The sequence below is a fragment of the Mariniluteicoccus flavus genome (assembly GCF_054776655.1).
Genome location: NZ_BAAHBN010000002.1, coordinates 383,730 through 400,758, shown reverse-complemented (window position 1 = coordinate 400,758; position 17,029 = coordinate 383,730). Strand labels below are relative to the sequence as shown.

At 71.2% G+C, this 17,029-nt stretch carries 19 protein-coding genes; 4 read left to right on the top strand and 15 right to left on the bottom strand.

What is annotated here, in order from left to right; genetic code table 11:
* Positions 1 to 18 precede the first annotated feature (18 nt).
* From ACYVAG_RS05835 to ACYVAG_RS05825, 3 genes are read right to left on the bottom strand one after another with little or no spacing between them, the layout of a single operon-like run.
* Complete coding sequence (locus ACYVAG_RS05835; RefSeq protein ID WP_460767795.1) at positions 19 to 564, bottom strand: hypothetical protein; 546 nt, start codon at positions 562 to 564, stop codon at positions 19 to 21.
* Positions 561 to 1,211, bottom strand: a complete 651-nt coding sequence (locus ACYVAG_RS05830; protein ID WP_460767792.1) for a hypothetical protein — start codon at positions 1,209 to 1,211, stop codon at positions 561 to 563. Before ACYVAG_RS05830 ends, ACYVAG_RS05835 begins: the two co-directional genes overlap by 4 nt.
* 56 nt (positions 1,212 to 1,267) lie before the next feature.
* Complete coding sequence (locus ACYVAG_RS05825) at positions 1,268 to 2,416, bottom strand: amidohydrolase family protein (protein WP_460767789.1); 1,149 nt, start codon at positions 2,414 to 2,416, stop codon at positions 1,268 to 1,270.
* Positions 2,417 to 2,529: 113 nt separating this feature from the next.
* Here ACYVAG_RS05825 and ACYVAG_RS05820 point away from each other — a divergent pair, with 113 nt between their 5' ends.
* Positions 2,530 to 3,327, top strand: a complete 798-nt coding sequence (locus tag ACYVAG_RS05820; RefSeq protein WP_460767786.1) for a VanW family protein — start codon at positions 2,530 to 2,532, stop codon at positions 3,325 to 3,327.
* On the opposite strand, the gene ACYVAG_RS05815 is transcribed toward ACYVAG_RS05820, so the two are convergent.
* The 3 genes from ACYVAG_RS05815 to ACYVAG_RS05805 form a co-directional block, all read right to left on the bottom strand.
* Complete coding sequence (locus tag ACYVAG_RS05815) at positions 3,248 to 3,832, bottom strand: SRPBCC family protein (RefSeq protein ID WP_460767783.1); 585 nt, start codon at positions 3,830 to 3,832, stop codon at positions 3,248 to 3,250. The genes ACYVAG_RS05820 and ACYVAG_RS05815 overlap by 80 nt on opposite strands.
* A gap of 6 nt (positions 3,833 to 3,838) precedes the next feature.
* Positions 3,839 to 5,419 (bottom strand): signal recognition particle protein, encoded by a 1,581-nt coding sequence (gene ffh / locus ACYVAG_RS05810; RefSeq protein WP_460767780.1) that lies wholly within the window; start codon positions 5,417 to 5,419, stop codon positions 3,839 to 3,841.
* 96 nt (positions 5,420 to 5,515) lie between these two features.
* Entirely contained in the window at positions 5,516 to 5,644 is a 129-nt protein-coding gene (locus tag ACYVAG_RS05805) for a hypothetical protein (protein WP_460767777.1), read from the bottom strand.
* A gap of 27 nt (positions 5,645 to 5,671) precedes the next feature.
* On the opposite strand from ACYVAG_RS05805, the gene ACYVAG_RS05800 reads away from it, so the two are divergent.
* The gene (locus ACYVAG_RS05800; RefSeq protein ID WP_460767774.1) at positions 5,672 to 6,172 is read left to right on the top strand and encodes a hypothetical protein; all 501 of its coding nucleotides are present in this window, start codon (positions 5,672 to 5,674) and stop codon (positions 6,170 to 6,172) included.
* Positions 6,173 to 6,476: 304 nt separating this feature from the next.
* Here ACYVAG_RS05800 and ACYVAG_RS05795 read toward each other — a convergent pair whose 3' ends face one another.
* Positions 6,477 to 6,644, bottom strand: coding sequence for a hypothetical protein (locus ACYVAG_RS05795; protein ID WP_460767771.1), 168 nt, complete (start codon positions 6,642 to 6,644; stop codon positions 6,477 to 6,479).
* Between the two features lie 31 nt (positions 6,645 to 6,675).
* Positions 6,676 to 7,797, bottom strand: coding sequence for a signal recognition particle-docking protein FtsY (ftsY, locus tag ACYVAG_RS05790; protein WP_460767768.1), 1,122 nt, complete (start codon positions 7,795 to 7,797; stop codon positions 6,676 to 6,678).
* Between the two features lie 56 nt (positions 7,798 to 7,853).
* On the opposite strand from ftsY, the gene ACYVAG_RS05785 reads away from it, so the two are divergent.
* A complete protein-coding gene (locus ACYVAG_RS05785) occupies positions 7,854 to 8,291 on the top strand; it encodes a nitroreductase family deazaflavin-dependent oxidoreductase (protein WP_460767765.1) in 438 nt (145 codons plus the stop codon).
* Positions 8,292 to 8,305: 14 nt separating this feature from the next.
* Here the strand turns inward: ACYVAG_RS05785 and ACYVAG_RS05780 are convergent, their stop codons facing one another.
* The 7 genes from ACYVAG_RS05780 to ACYVAG_RS05750 all read right to left on the bottom strand — a co-directional run bounded on the left by ACYVAG_RS05780 (position 8,306) and on the right by ACYVAG_RS05750 (position 15,405).
* Positions 8,306 to 8,506: a hypothetical protein gene (locus tag ACYVAG_RS05780; RefSeq protein WP_460767762.1), complete on the bottom strand. Its 201-nt coding sequence runs from the start codon at positions 8,504 to 8,506 to the stop codon at positions 8,306 to 8,308.
* A gap of 142 nt (positions 8,507 to 8,648) precedes the next feature.
* Positions 8,649 to 12,203 (bottom strand): chromosome segregation protein SMC, encoded by a 3,555-nt coding sequence (smc, locus tag ACYVAG_RS05775; RefSeq protein WP_460767758.1) that lies wholly within the window; start codon positions 12,201 to 12,203, stop codon positions 8,649 to 8,651.
* Positions 12,204 to 12,206: 3 nt separating this feature from the next.
* A complete protein-coding gene (locus tag ACYVAG_RS05770) occupies positions 12,207 to 12,881 on the bottom strand; it encodes a GtrA family protein (protein WP_460767755.1) in 675 nt (224 codons plus the stop codon).
* The gene (mutM, locus tag ACYVAG_RS05765; protein WP_460767752.1) at positions 12,878 to 13,783 is read right to left on the bottom strand and encodes a bifunctional DNA-formamidopyrimidine glycosylase/DNA-(apurinic or apyrimidinic site) lyase; all 906 of its coding nucleotides are present in this window, start codon (positions 13,781 to 13,783) and stop codon (positions 12,878 to 12,880) included. The genes ACYVAG_RS05770 and mutM overlap by 4 nt, the downstream gene beginning before the upstream one ends.
* Position 13,784: 1 nt before the next feature.
* The gene (gene rnc / locus ACYVAG_RS05760; protein WP_460767749.1) at positions 13,785 to 14,567 is read right to left on the bottom strand and encodes a ribonuclease III; all 783 of its coding nucleotides are present in this window, start codon (positions 14,565 to 14,567) and stop codon (positions 13,785 to 13,787) included.
* Positions 14,568 to 14,581: 14 nt separating this feature from the next.
* Positions 14,582 to 14,773, bottom strand: coding sequence for a 50S ribosomal protein L32 (rpmF, locus tag ACYVAG_RS05755; RefSeq protein ID WP_460767746.1), 192 nt, complete (start codon positions 14,771 to 14,773; stop codon positions 14,582 to 14,584).
* An 83-nt stretch (positions 14,774 to 14,856) separates the two neighbouring features.
* Positions 14,857 to 15,405, bottom strand: a complete 549-nt coding sequence (locus ACYVAG_RS05750; protein ID WP_460767742.1) for a YceD family protein — start codon at positions 15,403 to 15,405, stop codon at positions 14,857 to 14,859.
* A gap of 180 nt (positions 15,406 to 15,585) precedes the next feature.
* Between ACYVAG_RS05750 and ACYVAG_RS05745 the strand changes: the two genes are divergently transcribed.
* Positions 15,586 to 17,028 carry a sensor histidine kinase gene (locus tag ACYVAG_RS05745; RefSeq protein ID WP_460767739.1) on the top strand — a complete coding sequence of 481 codons (1,443 nt, stop codon included), beginning with the start codon at positions 15,586 to 15,588 and terminating at the stop codon, positions 17,026 to 17,028.
* The last annotated feature ends 1 nt before the right edge of the window (position 17,029 follow it).

Below are 17,029 nucleotides of genomic sequence, written 5' to 3'. Positions count from 1 at the left end.
ACTCGCCGGCCTCGCGCGTCAGGCGATCCGCACCAACCAGTACGCCAACCCCGCGCCGGCGGCGGCCACGAGGATGCTCGCGAAGGTGCCCAGGATGAACCGTTCGGCGGTGCCGTCGGAACCCTTGAGGTCGGGATAGCGCGCGAGGCCCTTGACGGCCACGATCGCCGCGATGCCCATCGGGAAGGCGGCGAGGATGCAGGCATACACCGCGATGCGCTCGAGCCATCCGATCACCTTGCCGCCGCGGAGCTTCGCCCCGGCGGCCTCGACCTGGGTCTGGCCCGGCACCGCCGCGGGGCGGTCGGCCTCCAGGACGGCGAACTCACCGAGGTCGGCGCCGGCCATGACCCCGGCCGCCTCGACCGCGGCGCGGGCCTCGGCGTCCGCCGCCGCATCCTGCGCCGCGCGGCTGGCCGCCACCTCGGCGGCCGACGGCACGTCGCCCGCGAGATGGAAGATGCGCCGCACCACAGGATCACCCAGCCATGTGACGAGCAGGCCGAACACGGTGACGATCGCCGCGTCGATGACCGGCAGCACCACACCCCAGACCGTGATCACCCGCCACTCCCCTCCCCCATCGCCAGCCCGAGGTGGTGGCGCGCCAACGCCTCGGCGTGGCGCACCTCGCGCCACAGCGCCCGGTCGAGCCGCTGACTGACGGCCGACTCGGACCTGCCGAGCGTAGCCGCCACCTCCGACTGCTTCTGGTCACCGCTCCCGGCCATCGCGTCGACGACCTCCCACCCCTTGGCCGTACGTCGCTCCAGGAGGGCCCGCAGGACCACCAGGGCGGACTCCGCGTGGGCGAGGTCAGACCCCACGCCGTCGAGGGCGAGGCGCGTGGGCGCAGACCCTGCCCGTTCGACGGCCTCGCGCGCCGCCAGGTACGCGGGGCCGCGTGCCTCGCGGGTCGAGTTGATGCCGGCGAGATCGTCGACCGGTCCGATCCCGATGCCGATGCGCCAGCCGGGCGCCGTCCCCGGCGGCAGGTCGAGGTCGAGGCGCGTCAGCGCCGTCACGGCGGAGACGATCGCCTCGGGGTCATGCGCGAGCGCCTGGACCTCGTCCCCCGCGGTCCGCTCGAAGGGGAGCGTGAGACCGCCGATGGCTGCGAGCGCGGTGAGGGCCGCGCCCACCCGGTCGGCGCCGCGTCGCGAACCGCGCTGGTCGGCGTCGATGACGGCGTACGCGGGGGAATCCTTCATTCGCCCACATTAAGTCAGAAACCTGAATCTTGCATCCTTTAGGCTTTTCTCTTAACTCACGCCACGACTCGTCCCCGCAGCACGACGCGGACCGGCGTACGCACCACCGCGATGTCGGAGCGGGGGTCGCGATCGAAGACCACGAGGTCGGCCGGGGCACCCTCGTCGAGGCCGGCGAAGCCCAGCCAGTTGCGCGCACGCCACGATGCGGCGCCGAGGGCGAACTCCGCGCCGCCGATCTCGGCGAGCAGCTGCACCTCCTGCCCGATCAGGCCGTGCGGCAGCGCTCCCCCGGCGTCGGTCCCCGCATAGATCGGGACGCCCGCCTCGTACGCCTTGCCGAACGTCTCGCGGCGCCGGGCGTACAGGTCACGCATGTGGGCGGCGTACGCGGGGAACTTCGCCTCGCCCGAGGCCGCGATGTCGGGGAAGTTCTCGAGGTTGACCAGCGTGGGAACCAGCGACACCTGGTCGTCGGCCATGCGCTGGATGGTCGTGTCCGTCAACCCGGTGCCGTGCTCGATGCCGTCGATGCCCGCATCCAGCAGGTCGTCGAGGCCCTCTTCACCGAAGTGGTGGGCGGTGACCTTCGCGCCGAGATCGTGGGCCCGGGCGATCGCGTCGGCGACGACCGGCGCCGGCCACAACGGCTTCAGGTCGCCCAAACCCCGGTCGATCCAGTCGCCGACGAGCTTGACCCAGCCATCACCCGCCGCGACCTGCCGCTCGACCGACTCCACCAGCCCCTCGGGCTCGACCTCGTCGGCGTAGTTGCGGATGTAGCGCTTCGGCCGTGCGATGTGGCGGCCCGCCCGCACGACGCGCGGCAGGTCCTCGCGCTCGTCGATCCAGCGGGTGTCCGACGGCGACCCGGCGTCCCGCACCAGCAGGGTCCCTGCCGCGCGCTCGTCGAGGGCCTGTTCCTCAGCCTGCTCGCGCGGCACCGCGCCGTCGGCGTCGAGGCCGATGTGGCAGTGGGCGTCGACCATGCCGGGCAGGATCCAGGCGTCGCGGCAGAGGGTCTCGGCGCCCGCGACCTGGGTGAACGTGACGTGGCCGTCGACGACCCACAGGTCGACGGGCTCGGCCTCGGGCAGCACCACGCCGTGCAGGTGCAGCGCCGGAGCCGGCGTACGGGTGTCGATCTGGCGGTGCGGCTGGGCGTGGGAGTGGAGGTGGCCCGGCCCGTGGCTGTGGAAACCCATGACGTCATCCTCACACGCACCCGGAGGCGCCGCGCGGAGAGTCGCGAGCCCGGGAACAAAACCCCTCCGGGTGGAATCGAGTGGGGTGTACGCAGTCCCCACCCCCCAAGGAGATGTCGATCATGCGCCTCGTGCCGCCGCCCGAAGGATTCGTCCCGCCGCTCCGCGCGGTCGCGCCGCCCCGCCTGACCCAGCGCATCCCCGCGCTGTACCCGCTGGCCGTCCGCGCCCACCAGCTGCGCCAGAACCTGCGCCTGGCGGTCGCCGAGGTCGATCGCATCCTCATTCGCCCGGGCGAGACGTTCTCGTTCAACAAGACCGTGGGCGAATGCACGCGGGCGAAGGGCTATGTCGAAGGCATGCGCCTGTCGAACGGCCGCGCGATCTCGGGCGTCGGCGGCGGGATCTGCCAGCTGGCGAACCTGCTGCACTGGATGTTCCTCCATTCCCCCCTGACCGTGACCGCGCGCTCGGAGCACTCGTTCGACCCGTTCCCCGACAAGGGCCGCGTGCTCCCGTGGGGCGTGGGCTGCTCGATCGTCTACAACTATGTGGACCTGATCGTCCGCAACGACACCGACACGACGTTCCAGATCTTCGTGGGTGTCGGGAACCGCTATCTCGAGGGTGGACTGCGCGCCGACGCCGAGATGGCCCACTCCTACAAGGTGTTCGCGCGCGATGAGCAGTTCATCCGCTCACCCGAGGGCTATTTCCGCCGCAACGAGATCTGGCGCCGCGTCATCGACCGCCGCACCGGGAACCGCGTCGGCGAGGAGGTGCTCAAGAAGAACTGCGCGAGGGTGACCTATGAGCCCGGCGACGTCGACGTCATCGACTGGGCGGCGGGGCGACACCCTCGAACGGGGTGGCCGCGGCCGCCTGAGCCGGCGAAGGCGAAGCAGTGCTGACACCGCTCCGGCCTAGGTCGGGTCGGTCGTGGCCCGCGGCGTCACGGCCGCCAGCACCACCGGGTCGGGCGCACCCTTGCACGAATCCCGCCAGCCGCGCCCGGATCTCGCGGCCCAGCAGCCACTGCCCGATCGGTTCGGCGACGGGCCGCAACCACGCCGGCCTGATCGTGTAGGTGTATTTCCAGACCGCCCGCGTCCCGTCGCCGTCCGGCGTGAACCGCCAGCCCCCGCCGAAGCTCGCGAAGAACCACGGGCCGCCCTCCATGGTCATGCCGACGCTGGTCGGGGGGCGCCACGCGACACAGCGGGTGATCATGGACGGACCGAGCCTTGCGTGCGTCTTGGTGCGGACGCCGACGGCCGGCGCGGTGGCGCCGTCGAGGAAGTGCTGGCGCCGGATGAACCCGTCCCAGCGCAGGCGCACGTCGCCGGTGGTCTGGGAGACCGCGTACGCGACCTCGGGCGGGACGGGCACGTACGCCTCGGCGACCACCTGGGGCACGTCAGCTCACTTCTGGTTCTTGAACATCTTCTGCAGCTCGGGCGGCAGCTGGAAGTCCTGGGCCGACCCGCCCTGCAGCGCCGCCGGGTCGAAGCCGCCCCCGAAGGCGTCCATCGGGTTGGCCGCCGGAGCCTCGGCCTCGGCCGGGGTCTGCGTACGCCGGGCCGGGTTGCCGGACACGCCCTTCTTGTTCTTGGCGGTCTTCTTCTGGGCGGTCTTTGCCCGCTTGGAGGCGCCGCCCGGGAGTCCCGGCATGCCGGGCATGCCGGCCGGCATCTGGCCGTTGGCGAGCGCCGACATCATCTTGCGGGCCTCGAAGAAGCGGTCGACGAGCTGGTTGACCTCGGTCACTGTGGTGCCGGAACCCTTGGCGATGCGGGCGCGGCGGGAGCCGTTGAGGACCTTGGGGTCATCGCGCTCGGCGGGCGTCATCGAGAGGATGATCGCCTCCAGCCGGTCAACCTCCTTCTCGTCGATGTTGGCGATCTGGTCCTTCATCTCGCCCATGCCGGGCATCATCGCGAAGATCTTGGACAGCGGCCCCATCTTGCGAACGGCCTTCATCTGCTCCAGGAAGTCGCCCAGGCCGAACTCGTTGCCGCCCTTGGAGGCGATCTTCGCCGCGGCCTTGCGGGACTTCTCCTCGTCGAAGGTCTTTTCGGCCTGCTCGATGAGGGTGAGCATGTCGCCCATGCCGAGGATGCGCGACGCCATGCGCTCGGGATGGAAGACGTCGAAGTCCCTCATGCCCTCGCCGGAGCTGGCGAACATGATGGGCCTGCCGATGACGCGGGCGATGGACAGGGCGGCGCCGCCGCGGGCGTCGCCGTCGAGCTTGGTGAGGACGACGCCGTCATAGCCGACGCCCTCGGCGAAGGCCTGGGCCGTGTTGACGGCGTCCTGGCCGATCATGGCGTCGACGACGAAGAGCACCTCGTCGGGGTTCACCGCCGCCTTGATGTCGGCGGCCTGCTGCATCAGCGTCTGGTCGATGCCGAGGCGGCCGGCGGTGTCCACGATGACGACGTCATAGAGCTTGCGGTCGGCCTCGGCCAGCGAGGCGCGCGCCACCTGGACGGGGTCGCCCACTCCGTTTCCGGGCTCGGGAGCGAAGCAGTGCACGCCGGCGCGCTGGGCGACGACCTGCAGCTGGGTGACGGCGTTGGGGCGCTGGAGGTCGGCCGCGACGAGGAGCGGCGAGTGGCCCTCGCTCTTCAGCCAGTGGGCCAGCTTTCCGGCCAGCGTGGTCTTGCCGGCGCCCTGGAGGCCCGCGAGCATGATCACGGTCGGCGGACGCTTGGCGAAGCGCACGGTGCGCGTGTCGCCGCCCAGGATGTTGATCAGCTCGTCGTTGACGATCTTGATGATCTGCTGGGCCGGGTTGAGTGCCTCGGAGACCTCCGCGCCCTTCGCCCGCTCCTTGACGTTGGCGATGAACTCCTTGACGACGCCCAGGTTGACGTCGGCCTCGAGCAGCGCGATGCGGATCTCCCGCGCGGTTGCGTCGATGTCGGCGTCGCTGAGCCTGCCCTTGCCGCGCAGGTTCTTGAACGTGGCGGAGAGGCGGTCGGACAGTGTGTCGAACAAGGTGTTCCCTCGGTCAGTCGGGCGGTCGGTCGGTGTCTCGAACGGGGTGCGGCCTCCCAGATTACAAGGTTTCGCCCCGACGGGTTCCCTCGTCGGTCACAGTCCGTTGACGCGCCCGAGCCAGGCCAGGGACTGGGAGAACGCCTCATGGTAGGTGTCGGGGGTGTGACCGCCCCGCTCGAGGACGACCTTCGCCGTCCCGGGCCAGCGGGCCGCAGCGTCCACCGCGGCACCCGAGTCGCCCTCGCTGCCGTGGCCGCCCCACGACGCCGGGTCGCCCTTCGACGTGATGTTCAGCAGCTTCGTCGGAACGGGCTGTTCACTCCGGAGTCGACCGAGGATGTCCGCCGCCTTCTTGCGCGCCGGGTCGCCGCCGAACAGGTCGCCGATCGTGTGGTCGGACCAGGCGTGGAAATAGCCCCCGATGGAGACCGCCGCCCCGAACCGGTCGCGATGGTTGAACAGCAGGTTCGCCGCGCATTAGCCGCCGGTCGACCACCCGCTGAGGCTCCATCGCTGACGGTCCTTCGAGACCCGAAGGCGCTCACTGACCGCGCGGCCGACGTCGTCGACGAGCCAGGTCGTGGCCTGCGGGCCGCCCGGCACGTCGAGGCACTCGGAGCTGCGTGGCGGGGCGATCGCGATGGGCGGCAGCACGACGACGAACGCTTCGCCGCGCCCGACCGGATCGCCGCCGACGCGCGCTGGTCGATCTCGAACTGGTCCAGCATCGCCTGCGGGTTGCCCGGCTGACCCGGCATGAAATAGAGGACCGGGAGGTCCTGACCCGCCAGGGCATCGTCATAGCCGGGCGGCAACCACACCAGCACGTCCCCGCGGGCCTTCGACTCGTGACCGGTGACATCCAGGGAGACCATGCGGGCGCCGGACGGCAGGGTCCTGCCCTCGGCCCCCGGCGCGGCGGTGGCGCCTCCCGCTCCCCCTGTCGCGGCTCCTCCGGCCGGGGCCTCCTCGAGCGTCGCCGACGCGGGCCTGCCGAACAGGTCGGCGGTGCTCACGAAGAGCCGGAACTGGTTGTTGACGAGCACGAACGCCGTCACCATGGCACGAGGCCCTGGGCGAGCAGAACCACGAACCAGCGGCCCGGGCCCGGGCGTACGCCCCACCGCCAGGATCCGGCCGAGAACCGCGGCGCATGACTCCCCCGCCGGGCCGGCCCCCAGATCAGCAGCAGCGGGACGATGAGGGTGAGTCCGATGAGCACACCGGCAAGGACGGGGACTGGTGAGGTCCACTCAGCCCTCCAGGAGCGCGTCGACGAACTGCTCGGCGTCGAAGGGAGCGAGGTCGTCGGCCCCCTCACCGAGCCCGATCAGCTTGACCGGGACGCCCAGCTCGCGCTGGACCTGGACGATGATGCCGCCCTTGGCCGACCCGTCGAGCTTGGTCAGCACGATGCCGGTGACGTCGACGACCTCGCGGAAGATGCGGGCCTGCGTGAGGCCGTTCTGGCCGGTGGTGGCGTCGATGACGAGCAGGACCTCGGTCACCGGGGCCTTCTTCTCGATGACCCGCTTGACCTTGCCCAGCTCATCCATCAGGCCGATCTTGGTGTGGAGACGGCCGGCGGTGTCGACGAGCACGACGTCGACCTCGTTCTCGACGCCCGCGGCGACCGCCTCATAGGCGACCGACGCCGGGTCGGCCCCCTCGGCGCCGCGCACGGTCGGGACGCCGACGCGTCCGCCCCAGGTCTCGAGCTGGTCCGCGGCGGCGGCGCGGAAGGTGTCGGCGGCGCCGAGCAGCACGTCCTTGTCCTCGGCGACCAGCACGCGCGCCAGCTTGCCGACCGTGGTGGTCTTGCCGGTGCCGTTCACGCCGACGACGAGCACGACGGCGGGGTGGTCGCCCTCGCGGTCGAGATTCAGCGCTCGATCGAGCGAGGGGTCGACCAGCGCGAGCAGCTCCTCGCGGAGGATCGTGCGGGCGGCCTCGGGCTCGTTGACCCCGTCGACCGCGAACCGCGTACGCAGCCGGTCGACCAGCTCGGTGGTCGGGCCGACGCCCAGGTCGGACTGGATGAGCGTGGCCTCGAAGTCGTCCCAGGTGTCGTCATCGATCGTGCCCCCGGAGATGAGGCCCAGCAGGCCGCGCGAGAGCGGATTGTTCTGGCCCGCGAGACGGGCACGGAGCCGCTGCAGGCGCGTCCGGGCGGCCTCGGGACGCTCGAGGGTCGTGGTGCCGCCGGCACCCGGCGCGGGCTCCCGCTCGCGGCCGATCTCGTCGGTCGTGGGGAGCTCGCCGGTGCGCCCGCGCTCGAGGGTTCGGCGACGCTGACGGACGACGACCGCGCCGACCCCGACCACCAGGACGGCGGCGACGAGGGCGATCAGGAGATAGAGGGTTGTCGGATCCACGCGCCCATCCTAGGGGCGCACGGAAGATCTCCTGGGCCGCTGCCTAGGCTGGGGGCATGCCCATCATCGGAGAATATGTCCCCAGCACGTCGGACTGGGTCCGCGAGCAGGTCGAGGCCATCGAGGAGGCCGGCACCACCGACGCGGTGTCCATGCAGGGCCTCAAGGTGGTCCTGCTGACCATGCTCGGCGTGTCCGGCAAGGTCCGCAAGGTCCCGCTGATGCGGGTCGAGCACGACGGCTCGTACGCCGCCGTCGCCAGCCAGGGCGGCGCGCCCGAGCACCCCAAGTGGTACGCCAACCTCAAGAAGAACCCCGTGCTCGACCTGATGGACGGCGCCCAGACGCAGGCCGTCCGCGCCCGCGAGCTGGCGGGCGACGAGCGCGCGGAGTGGTGGGAGCGGTGTGTGGCGGCATTCCCGCCCTACGCCGACTACGCCACCAAGACCGAGCGGCTGATCCCGCTGTTCGTGCTGGAGCCGGTCGAGCCCTGAGGACGGACCGCGCGTCAGCGCGCGGTGCGCACGAGGCGGTCGAACACGTCGGGCGTCTCGCCGTCGCCGTTGAGCGCCATGGCGGCGCGGGCGAACGAGTCGGCCATCCGTGGGTGCTGGTGTTTGCCCTTGCCGCGCATGCCCATCGCCACCGCGGCGATGACGAAGGTGCCGACAACGACGACGAGAAGCATGGCGAAGATGATCGAGCCCATGGGGAAGTGCCTTTCAGAGGGTCTTGACCGGGGAAGGTGCCGCCGTCGACCACGCGGCGGGCACCACCAGTGTGACACCTGTGACTCGTGTGACCCAAGCCGGACAGGGTCACGATCCCCTAACAGCGCTCCGCCGCGGGGCTCAGTCGCGCAGTCTCTGCGAGATGACCGTCGACACCCCGTCGCCACGCATCGTCACTCCGTAGAGCGCGTCCGCGATCTCCATCGTGCGCTTCTGGTGGGTGATCACCAGCAGCTGGGAGTTCTCACGGAGCTGCTCATAGATCTCCAGCAGCCGACCCAGGTTGGTGTCGTCGAGGGCCGCCTCGACCTCGTCGAGGATGTAGAACGGGCTCGGTCGCGCGATGAACAGCGAGACGAGGAAGGCGACCGCCACCAGTGACCGCTCGCCCCCCGACAGCAACGACAGGCGCTTGACCTTCTTGCCGGCCGGCCGGGCCTCCACGTCGACCCCGGTGGTCAACCACTGGCCGGGATCGGTGAGCACCAGGCGTCCCTCTCCGCCGGGGAACAGCGTGGCGAACACCTTCTCGAACGCCTGCTCGACATCGGCGTACGCCTCCGCGAACACCTGCTCGACCCGGTTGTCGACCTCGGTGATGATGTCGGCGAGGTCGCGTCGCGTCTTGTTGAGGTCGTTCAGCTGCTCCGACAGGAACTGGTGGCGCTCCTGCATCGCGTCGAACTCCTCGAGCGCGAGCGGGTTCACCCGCCCCAGGACCTGCAGGCTCTTCTCGGCGCGACGCAGGCGCTTCTCCTGCTCGGCCCGCACGAACGGCACCGGGTCGGGCACCTCGTCGTCGGCGGTGAGCGCCGTCCCGTCGGGGCGGGTGAGCACCGGCACCGCGACCTCGGGTCCGAACTCCTCCATCAGGGCCTCGGCCTCGAGCCCGAGCTCTTCCATGGCCTTCTCTGCGAGGTTGTCGACCCTCATGCGCTGCTGGGCGCGCGCGATCTCGTCGCGATGCACGGTGTCGACCAACTGCTGCAACTCGCCCGCGAGCTCGCGGGAACGCTGACGCGCGCCCGACAGCACCTGCTCGGCCTCGGCCCGGGCCGTCTCGGCCGCCCTCCGCTCGACCTCAGCCGCGTCGCGGGAGGCCTCGACCCGGACGACGAGCCAATCCGCCGCCTGCTTCACCGCGCGGGCGATCTCGGCCTCCCGCTGCAGCTGCAGGCGGCGAGCCTCGGCGCGTTCCCGGGCCTGGCGCTCGTTCTGGGCGGCGCGGCGCAGCGCGTCGGCGCGGCCCGAGAGGCCGCGTACGCGCTCCTCCACCGTTCGCAGCGCCAGTCGCGCGTCCATCTCGCCCTGGCGGGCCCGGCGGGCCTGTTCGCCCAGGCGGTCGCGCTCGCTCGGGTCGACGTCCTCGTCGATCTCCTGCGCCGAGGCGTTCGCGAGGCGCTCTTCGAGGTCGGCCAGCTTGGCGGCGTCGGCGTCGCGGCCTTCATGGGCCTGGGCGATCGACTTCGTGAGTCGCTCGGCCTCGCCCGAGGCCTGCCGCGCGGTGGACTGCAGCTGGCCGAGCTCCTCGGCCAGCGCGGCCATGGCGGCGTCCGACTCGTGCAGGCGGGCGAGCGCGACCTCGACGCGGCCCTCGGCGTCCGCCAGCCGGGCCCCGACCTCCTCGAGCGAGAACCGCACGCGTTCGACGGTGTGGTCGGCGTCCACCAGTCGCTTCTCGGCCTCGTCGACTGCGGCCTGCACCTCGATCAGGGACTGTTTGTTGCCGGAGCCGCCGGACGCGAACCACGCCGAGAGGATGTCGCCGTCACGCGTGACCGCGGTGACGTCGGGAAGGTCCCCCACGAGCCGGCGGGCGGCCGGAAGGTCGTCGACGATCGCGATCTTGCGCAGGACGCGCACCACCGCGGCCCGCAGGGCGTCGTCGCACGTCACCACGTCGGCCGCGTAGCGGGCCCACTCGGGCAGGCGCGGCCACACCTCGCCGTCGGTGACGGCCCCGTGCATCAGGATGCCGGCGCGGCCCAGGTCTTCGGACTTCAACAGGTCGAACGCGCCCACCGCGGCGTCGACGTCCGACGCGGCCACGGCGTCCGCGGCGGAACCGAACGCCGCCGACACAGCGGCCTCGAAGCCCGGCTCGACGCTGACGAGCGCGGCGACCGAGCCCAGGAGTCCGCCCACGCGGTCGCCCGCCGCCAGCAGGGCCGCCGACGCGTCCTTGCGTTCCAGCCCCAACCGCAGCGCGTCGAGCCGCGCGGCGGCGGCGGCGCGGTCCTGACGGGCCGTCTGTTCCTGTTTCTGGAGGTCGCGGACCTCCCGCTCGATGGCCTCGAGCAGCTCGGCGGCGTCGTCGTGCTCCGAGTCGAGGTCGAGCTCTCCGGCGTCCAGCCCGGCCACGCGCGACTCGAGCGCCGTGAACTCCCGTGTGGCCCGTTGGGCGCGCTCGCGGGCGGCGTCGCGCGACTGCTCCAGTCGCGTGATCTCCGCGACGACCGCCTCGGTGCGCGACGCCATGGAGTCGACCTGGCCACGGAGCCGGGCGAGGCCCTCGCGCCGGTCGGCGATGGCCCGCAGCTGTGCGTTGAGGCGCTTCTCCTCGGCGGCATGGGCGAGTTCGAGCTCGTTGCGCGCGCGCGTGGCCTCGGCCAGCGCCACCTCGCGCTGGGCGGCCTCCTCGCGGAGCGCCGCCTCCTGCCGGCCGACCTCGTCGGCCTCCTTCTCCATCATCGCCGGGTCGCGGCCCTGCCGGTCCTCGGTGGGCTGGTTCGCGGCATTGCGTACGCGCTCGCTCGCGATCGACGCGGTCGAGGCGACGCGCTCGCGCAGGGAGGACAGCGAATACCAGGTCTCCTGGGCCCGCTGGAGGGCCGGGAGCCCCTCGCGGACGGCCTCCTCGGCCTCCGCCTCGGTCGCGCGGGCCTGCGCCAGCGCCTCCTCCACGGCCGTACGCCGGGCCCGCAGCGCCTGCTCGTCGGCGAGGTCGGACTCAAGGGCGAGGGTGGCCTGGACGAGGTCGTCGGCCAGCAGGCGGGCGCGGGCGTCGCGCACTTCGGCCTGGATCACCGCTGCGCGGCGGGCCACCTCGGCCTGGCGACCGAGCGGCTTCAACTGGCGCCGGATCTCCGCGATCAGGTCACTGAGTCGGTTGAGGTTGCCCTCGGTGGACTCGAGCTTGCGCAGCGCCTTCTCCTTGCGGCGCCGGTGCTTCAGGACCCCCGCAGCCTCCTCGATGAACCCGCGACGGCCCTCGGGCGTCGCCTGCAGGATCGAGTCGAGCTGGCCCTGGCCGACGATGACGTGCATCTCGCGCCCGATGCCGGAGTCGGACAACAGTTCCTGGACGTCGAGCAGGCGCGCGTTGTTGCCGTTGATCTGGTATTCCGAGCCCCCGTTGCGGAACATGGTCCGGGCGATCGTGACCTCGGAATAGTCGATCGGCAACGCCCCGTCGGAGTTGTCGATCGTCAGCGCGACCTCGGCCCGTCCGAGCGGGGCTCGGCCGGAGGTGCCGGCAAAGATCACATCTTCCATCTTGCCGCCGCGCAGCGACTTCGCGGCCTGGGCGCCCATCACCCACGAGAGCGCGTCGACGACGTTGGACTTGCCGGAGCCGTTGGGCCCCACGACGCAGGTGATGCCCGGCTCGAAGTTGAGGGTGGTGGCCGAGGCGAAGGACTTGAAGCCGCGCAGCGTCAGGCTCTTCAGATACACCGGTCAGCCCGTCCGATCACCCGGTCCGGGGCGAGCTTCCGCCGCCGCGTCCTGCCCCGCGGGCAGGGGGTTGCCCTCCTCGTCGACGACCTCCGGTGCGACCACGGGCGCCACCATCGGCAGCTCGGAGGTGGGACGGGCCTTCCGCCCCCGCACGGCGCGGAACGTCCACAGCTTGTTCACGATGAAGTTGATCGGCATGGTGAGCACGATCTGGATGAGGTTCGCCCAATAGAGCGCCGTCCGCAGCCCCGTCGAGTCGTCGAGCGCCGGCACCAGGTCGGCCAGCTCGACCGGCGACCCGTGCCACAGCAACAACTGGATGATGACCTGGCCGACCACCAGCGCGACCGAGCCGACCGCGAGGAACGGGAGGAACTCGCGCCACCACCCCGCGTGCTTGCCCGACTTGAAGGTCCACGTGCGGTTCAACTGGAAGTTCCACGTGTTGGCGACGAGGAACGCCACGACGGTGAACACCACGAACCAGCGGACGTTGAAGGCCGTGAACGGGATGGGGAAGGCCACCGCGCGATAGTCGCCGTCGATGAGCTTCTTCAGGATGATCAGCACGAGCTGGTTCACGAGGACGCCGGACCCACCCACGGCCCCGAACCGCAGGAATTGCAGCCAGTTGTGGCGATGCCGCACGAAGACGAAGTGGGTGACTCTTTTCACGATTCGCCCACCCTAGCCGTCCCGGTGGGCATTTCCGAACGATGCGGGGGCCGCGTACGCGGGCGGGGCGGGCGCTGGCACGTCGGGCACAGGAACGACGAGCGGTTCATGAAGGCCTCGCGTCGCATCGCCGTTCCACAGCGCTCGCACGGCTCGCCCTCGCGGCCGTACGCATGCAGCGCCCGATCGAAGTAGCCCGATTCGCCGTTGACGTTCACATAGAGCGCGTCGAAGGACGTCCCGCCCTCGGCGAGCGCGGCCGCCATGACGGCGTACGCCTCCCCCAGCAGGCCGACGGCCGCCTTCTGGGTGAGGGCATCCGCGGGCCGCGCGTAGTGGAGCCGGGATCGCCACAGCGCCTCGTCGGCGTAGATGTTGCCGATGCCGGAGACCAGCGTCTGGTCGAGCAGCGCGCGCTTGACCCCGGTCCGCTTGGCGCGCAGGCGCCGCGCCACCGCCCCCACGTCGTACGCCGGGTCGAACGGGTCGAGGGCGATGTGGGCGATCTCGCTCGGCAGCGTCGCGCCGTCGCGGGCCAGCGAGAGGCCCCCGAACATGCGCTGGTCGACGAAGCGCACCTCGTCACCCCCGTCGTCGAAGGCGAAGCGGACACGCGTGTTGCGCACGTCGGGCGCCGCGGTCGACGCGGTGCGGAACTGGCCGCTCATGCCGAGGTGGACCAGGAGCGCGTCGCCGTCGTCGAACGGCAGCCAGAGATATTTCCCCCGACGCCGTGGCTCGGCGAACGTGCGCCCGACCAGGGTGGCCGCGAAGTCGTCGGGGCCGGCCAGATGGCGGCGGACGGGGCGCGGGTGGAGGACGTCGACCCGCGTGAGCCGCCGCCCGGTCAGGTGGCGGGCCAGGCCCGCGCGGACCACCTCGACCTCGGGCAGCTCCGGCATGTCAGGCCCGGGGCGCCGAGGGAGCGCCCGAGGTCGCCGGATCAGTCGCGGCCCCCACGTTCGCGGACTCGGTGATCTTCTGCAGCTCGGCGAACCCGAGGCCGGCGGCCTCCTGCTCGGCCTGCTTCTTGTTGCGGCCGCGCCCGGGGCCGAACCTCAGGTCACCCACGACCGCCATCGCCTCGAACCGCTTGTCGTGGTCGGGACCGGACTCGGTCACCTCATAGCGGGGCGCCCCGAGGCCGGCGTTGGCCGCGAGCTCCTGCAGGGACGTCTTCCAATCGAGGCCCGCGCCCAGCTGGGCGGCCTCGTCCATGAGGGGGTCGAAGAGGTGGTGCACGAGGACCCGCGCCCCGTCGATCCCGTGGGTCAGATAGGTGGCCCCGATCAGGGCCTCCATGGTGTCGGCGAGGATCGACGACTTGTCGTGACCGCCGGTGGTGACCTCGCCGCGCCCGAGACGGATGAGCCGGCCCACGGCGAGGCCTCGCGCGACCTTGGCGAGGGCGCGGGCGTTCACCACCGCGGCCCGCAGCTTGGCGAGCTCGCCTTCGGAAAGGTCGGGGTGGGTGGTGTAGAGGTGGTCGGTCACCACGATGCCGAGCACCGAGTCGCCGAGGAACTCGAGGCGCTCGTTCGTCGGCAGGCCACCGTTCTCGTACGCGTACGACCGGTGGGTGAGGGCAAGCACGAAAAGCTGGGGGTCCACGGGGACCCCCAGCTTCGCGCAGACCTCTTCGAAACCGTCACCGACGGTCTCGGGAGTCGTGGACCCTTCGGTCACGCCGCGGCGACGGCTCAGGACTCGAGGACCTGGCGACGCGCGGTGCGCGGGCCGTACTGGCCGCAGGCGGCGCAGGCGGTGTGGGGCAGGTGCTTCTCGCGGCAGGCCGGGTTGGCGCAGGTCACGAGGGTCGGCGCGGCCATCTTCCACTGCGAGCGGCGATGGCGGGTGTTGCTACGGGACATCTTCCGCTTGGGAACTGCCACTGGTCTCTCCTGTCGTGAGTCGCCGGCCGGTCGGCCGCCGAGGTCGTACGCGTGTTCGTGCTCTGGTCCTGCGATGGTGCTGGTCAGGCCTTCGGGTCGCCCCAGTCGGCGAGGTCTCCCCAGCGTGGGTCGACCGCGTCACCGTGACCATGACCGGGGTCGTCGTTGAGGTTGGCCCCACAGGTGGGGCACAGTCCCTCGCAGTCGTCCCGGCACAGCGGCTGCAACGGCATCTCCAGCACCACTTCGTCGCGCACGAGGGGCTCGAGGTCGATGAACTCGCCCTCCATGCGGCTGGCGTCGTCATCGTCGAAGTCTGACCCGGGGTGGACGAACAGCTCCTGGATGTCGATGACGAGATCGTCCTCGATGGGTTCCAGACAGCGCCCGCACTCCCCGACCACGCCGACCTCGGCGGTTCCGGTGACCAGCACTCCCTCGACCACCGCCTCAAGCCGAAGATCGAGGTGGATGGGCGACGTGGGTGGTACGCCGATCATGTCCGTGCCAAGGCCCTCGGGAGCGTCGACGACTGTGTCCACCGTCGTCATCGCGCCCGCGCCACGACCGAGGTCGTGGGTGTTGAGGACCAGCCCGGAGCGGGGGTCCACGGCGCGATGCGAGGAAGTCACCACAGTCCCTTTCACATCCGGGGTCATGACGCGTCATAACCGACCGCCAACCTTACCCCCGTCGCCCGCTCCACGCCAAACGAGCGCATACGGCAGTATGGCGGACATATGCTGGCCGCTGACCGCTTTGGTCCACACAGGGCCGACCACGCCGCACACCGGCACGATGGCGAAGGCACCATGGCACAGACACCAGCGCAGGACAACCACGAGGACAGCACCTCGTGGATCGCGAGCCTCCGCTTCCGCGTCTTCGCCGCCCTCGTTCTGGCGACACTGCTGTCGCTGCTGGTCGCCGGCACGGTCACGTATTCGTTGGAGCGGGGGCGCCTCGATGCCGACATCGACGCCCACCTGCGCCAGCGCCACGCCGAGGTGACGGCGCTGGCGGCCCGCGGCAACGACCCGTTCACCGGGCAGCCGATCACCGACGTCACGAGCCTCCTCCGCGCCTCGATGCAGACCGTCCTTCCCGGGCCCAACGACGGGGAGATCGGCATCGTCGACGGTGTGGTGACCCTGACCGCCCCGTCCAGCACCCGGGTGCGCCCCGAGAACAACACCGCACTCGTCAGGCTGGTCACCAGCCCCGGCGACCGCGCCCTGATCGACACCACGACCGGCACCGACGGCACCTACCGCTACATCATCGTTCCCGTCAGCGTCCCCGGTGACGCCCGCACCGCGTCCCTGGTCGCCGTCGTCGACCTCGGCGCGGAGCGCACACGCCTCAACGCGAACTTCCGCACGTTCACCCTGGTCGGCCTGGGCTCCAGCCTCCTGGTGGGACTGCTGGCCTGGCTGATTCTTGGACATCTCCTCCAGCCCATCGAATGGGTACGCCGGACCGCGCAGGAGATCACCGACCGCGACCTGTCCCGCCGCATCCCCGTGCGGGGGCGCGACGACCTGGCGGCCCTCACACGGACCGTGAACGCCATGCTCGACCGGCTCCAGTCGACCTTCGCGTCCCAGCGCCAGCTCCAGGACGACGTCAGCCATGAGCTGCGTACGCCCCTCACCGTCATGCGCGGCCACCTCGAACTCATGGACGAGACCGACCCCGACGACGTCGACCAGGCCCGCGCGGTGGCCCTGTCGGAGATCGACCGCATGGCGGGGCTCGTGGAAGACCTGATCACGCTGGCGAAGTCCGATCGCCCCGACTTCGTCCAGCCGGTCACCGTGGACGTCGCCATGCTCACCGACGAGGTGCTGGACAAGGCGACCGCGCTCGGCGATCGACGCTGGTCGCTCGACGGCCTCGCCGACGTCGAGGCCGTCCTCGACCCACGGCGTGTGAGCCAGGCCCTGCTCGAGCTGGCCCGCAACGCGGTCAAGTTCAGCGAACCCGATTCCGCGGTCGCCGTGGGCAGCGCGGTCGTCGGTGACCGCGTGCTCCTGTGGGTCCGCGACGAGGGTCGCGGCATCGAACCCGACCGCCTCCACGAAGTGACGCAGAGATTCTCGCGCATCCACCACGATGTGGAAGGATCGGGACTCGGCCTGACGATCGTGACGTCGATCGCGCGGGCCCATGGCGGGTCACTCCGCGTGGATTCGCACCCGGGTGAGGGCAGCACCTTCACCCTCGACCTGCCCCTGAGCGGGGCGCATGACTGAG

Excerpts from the sequence above, each read along its gene's own strand:
- mutM (WP_460767752.1), bottom strand. The coding sequence starts at position 13,783 with ATGCCGGAGCTGCCCGAGGTCGAGGTGGTCCGCGCGGGCCTGGCCCGC.
- ACYVAG_RS05745 (WP_460767739.1), top strand. The coding sequence starts at position 15,586 with ATGGCACAGACACCAGCGCAGGACAACCACGAGGACAGCACCTCGTGG.
- ACYVAG_RS05830 (WP_460767792.1), bottom strand. The coding sequence starts at position 1,211 with ATGAAGGATTCCCCCGCGTACGCCGTCATCGACGCCGACCAGCGCGGT.
- ACYVAG_RS05780 (WP_460767762.1), bottom strand. The coding sequence starts at position 8,506 with ATGGGCTCGATCATCTTCGCCATGCTTCTCGTCGTCGTTGTCGGCACC.
- ACYVAG_RS05820 (WP_460767786.1), top strand. The coding sequence starts at position 2,530 with ATGTCGATCATGCGCCTCGTGCCGCCGCCCGAAGGATTCGTCCCGCCG.
- ACYVAG_RS05825 (WP_460767789.1), bottom strand. The coding sequence starts at position 2,416 with ATGGGTTTCCACAGCCACGGGCCGGGCCACCTCCACTCCCACGCCCAG.
- ACYVAG_RS05785 (WP_460767765.1), top strand. The coding sequence starts at position 7,854 with ATGCCCATCATCGGAGAATATGTCCCCAGCACGTCGGACTGGGTCCGC.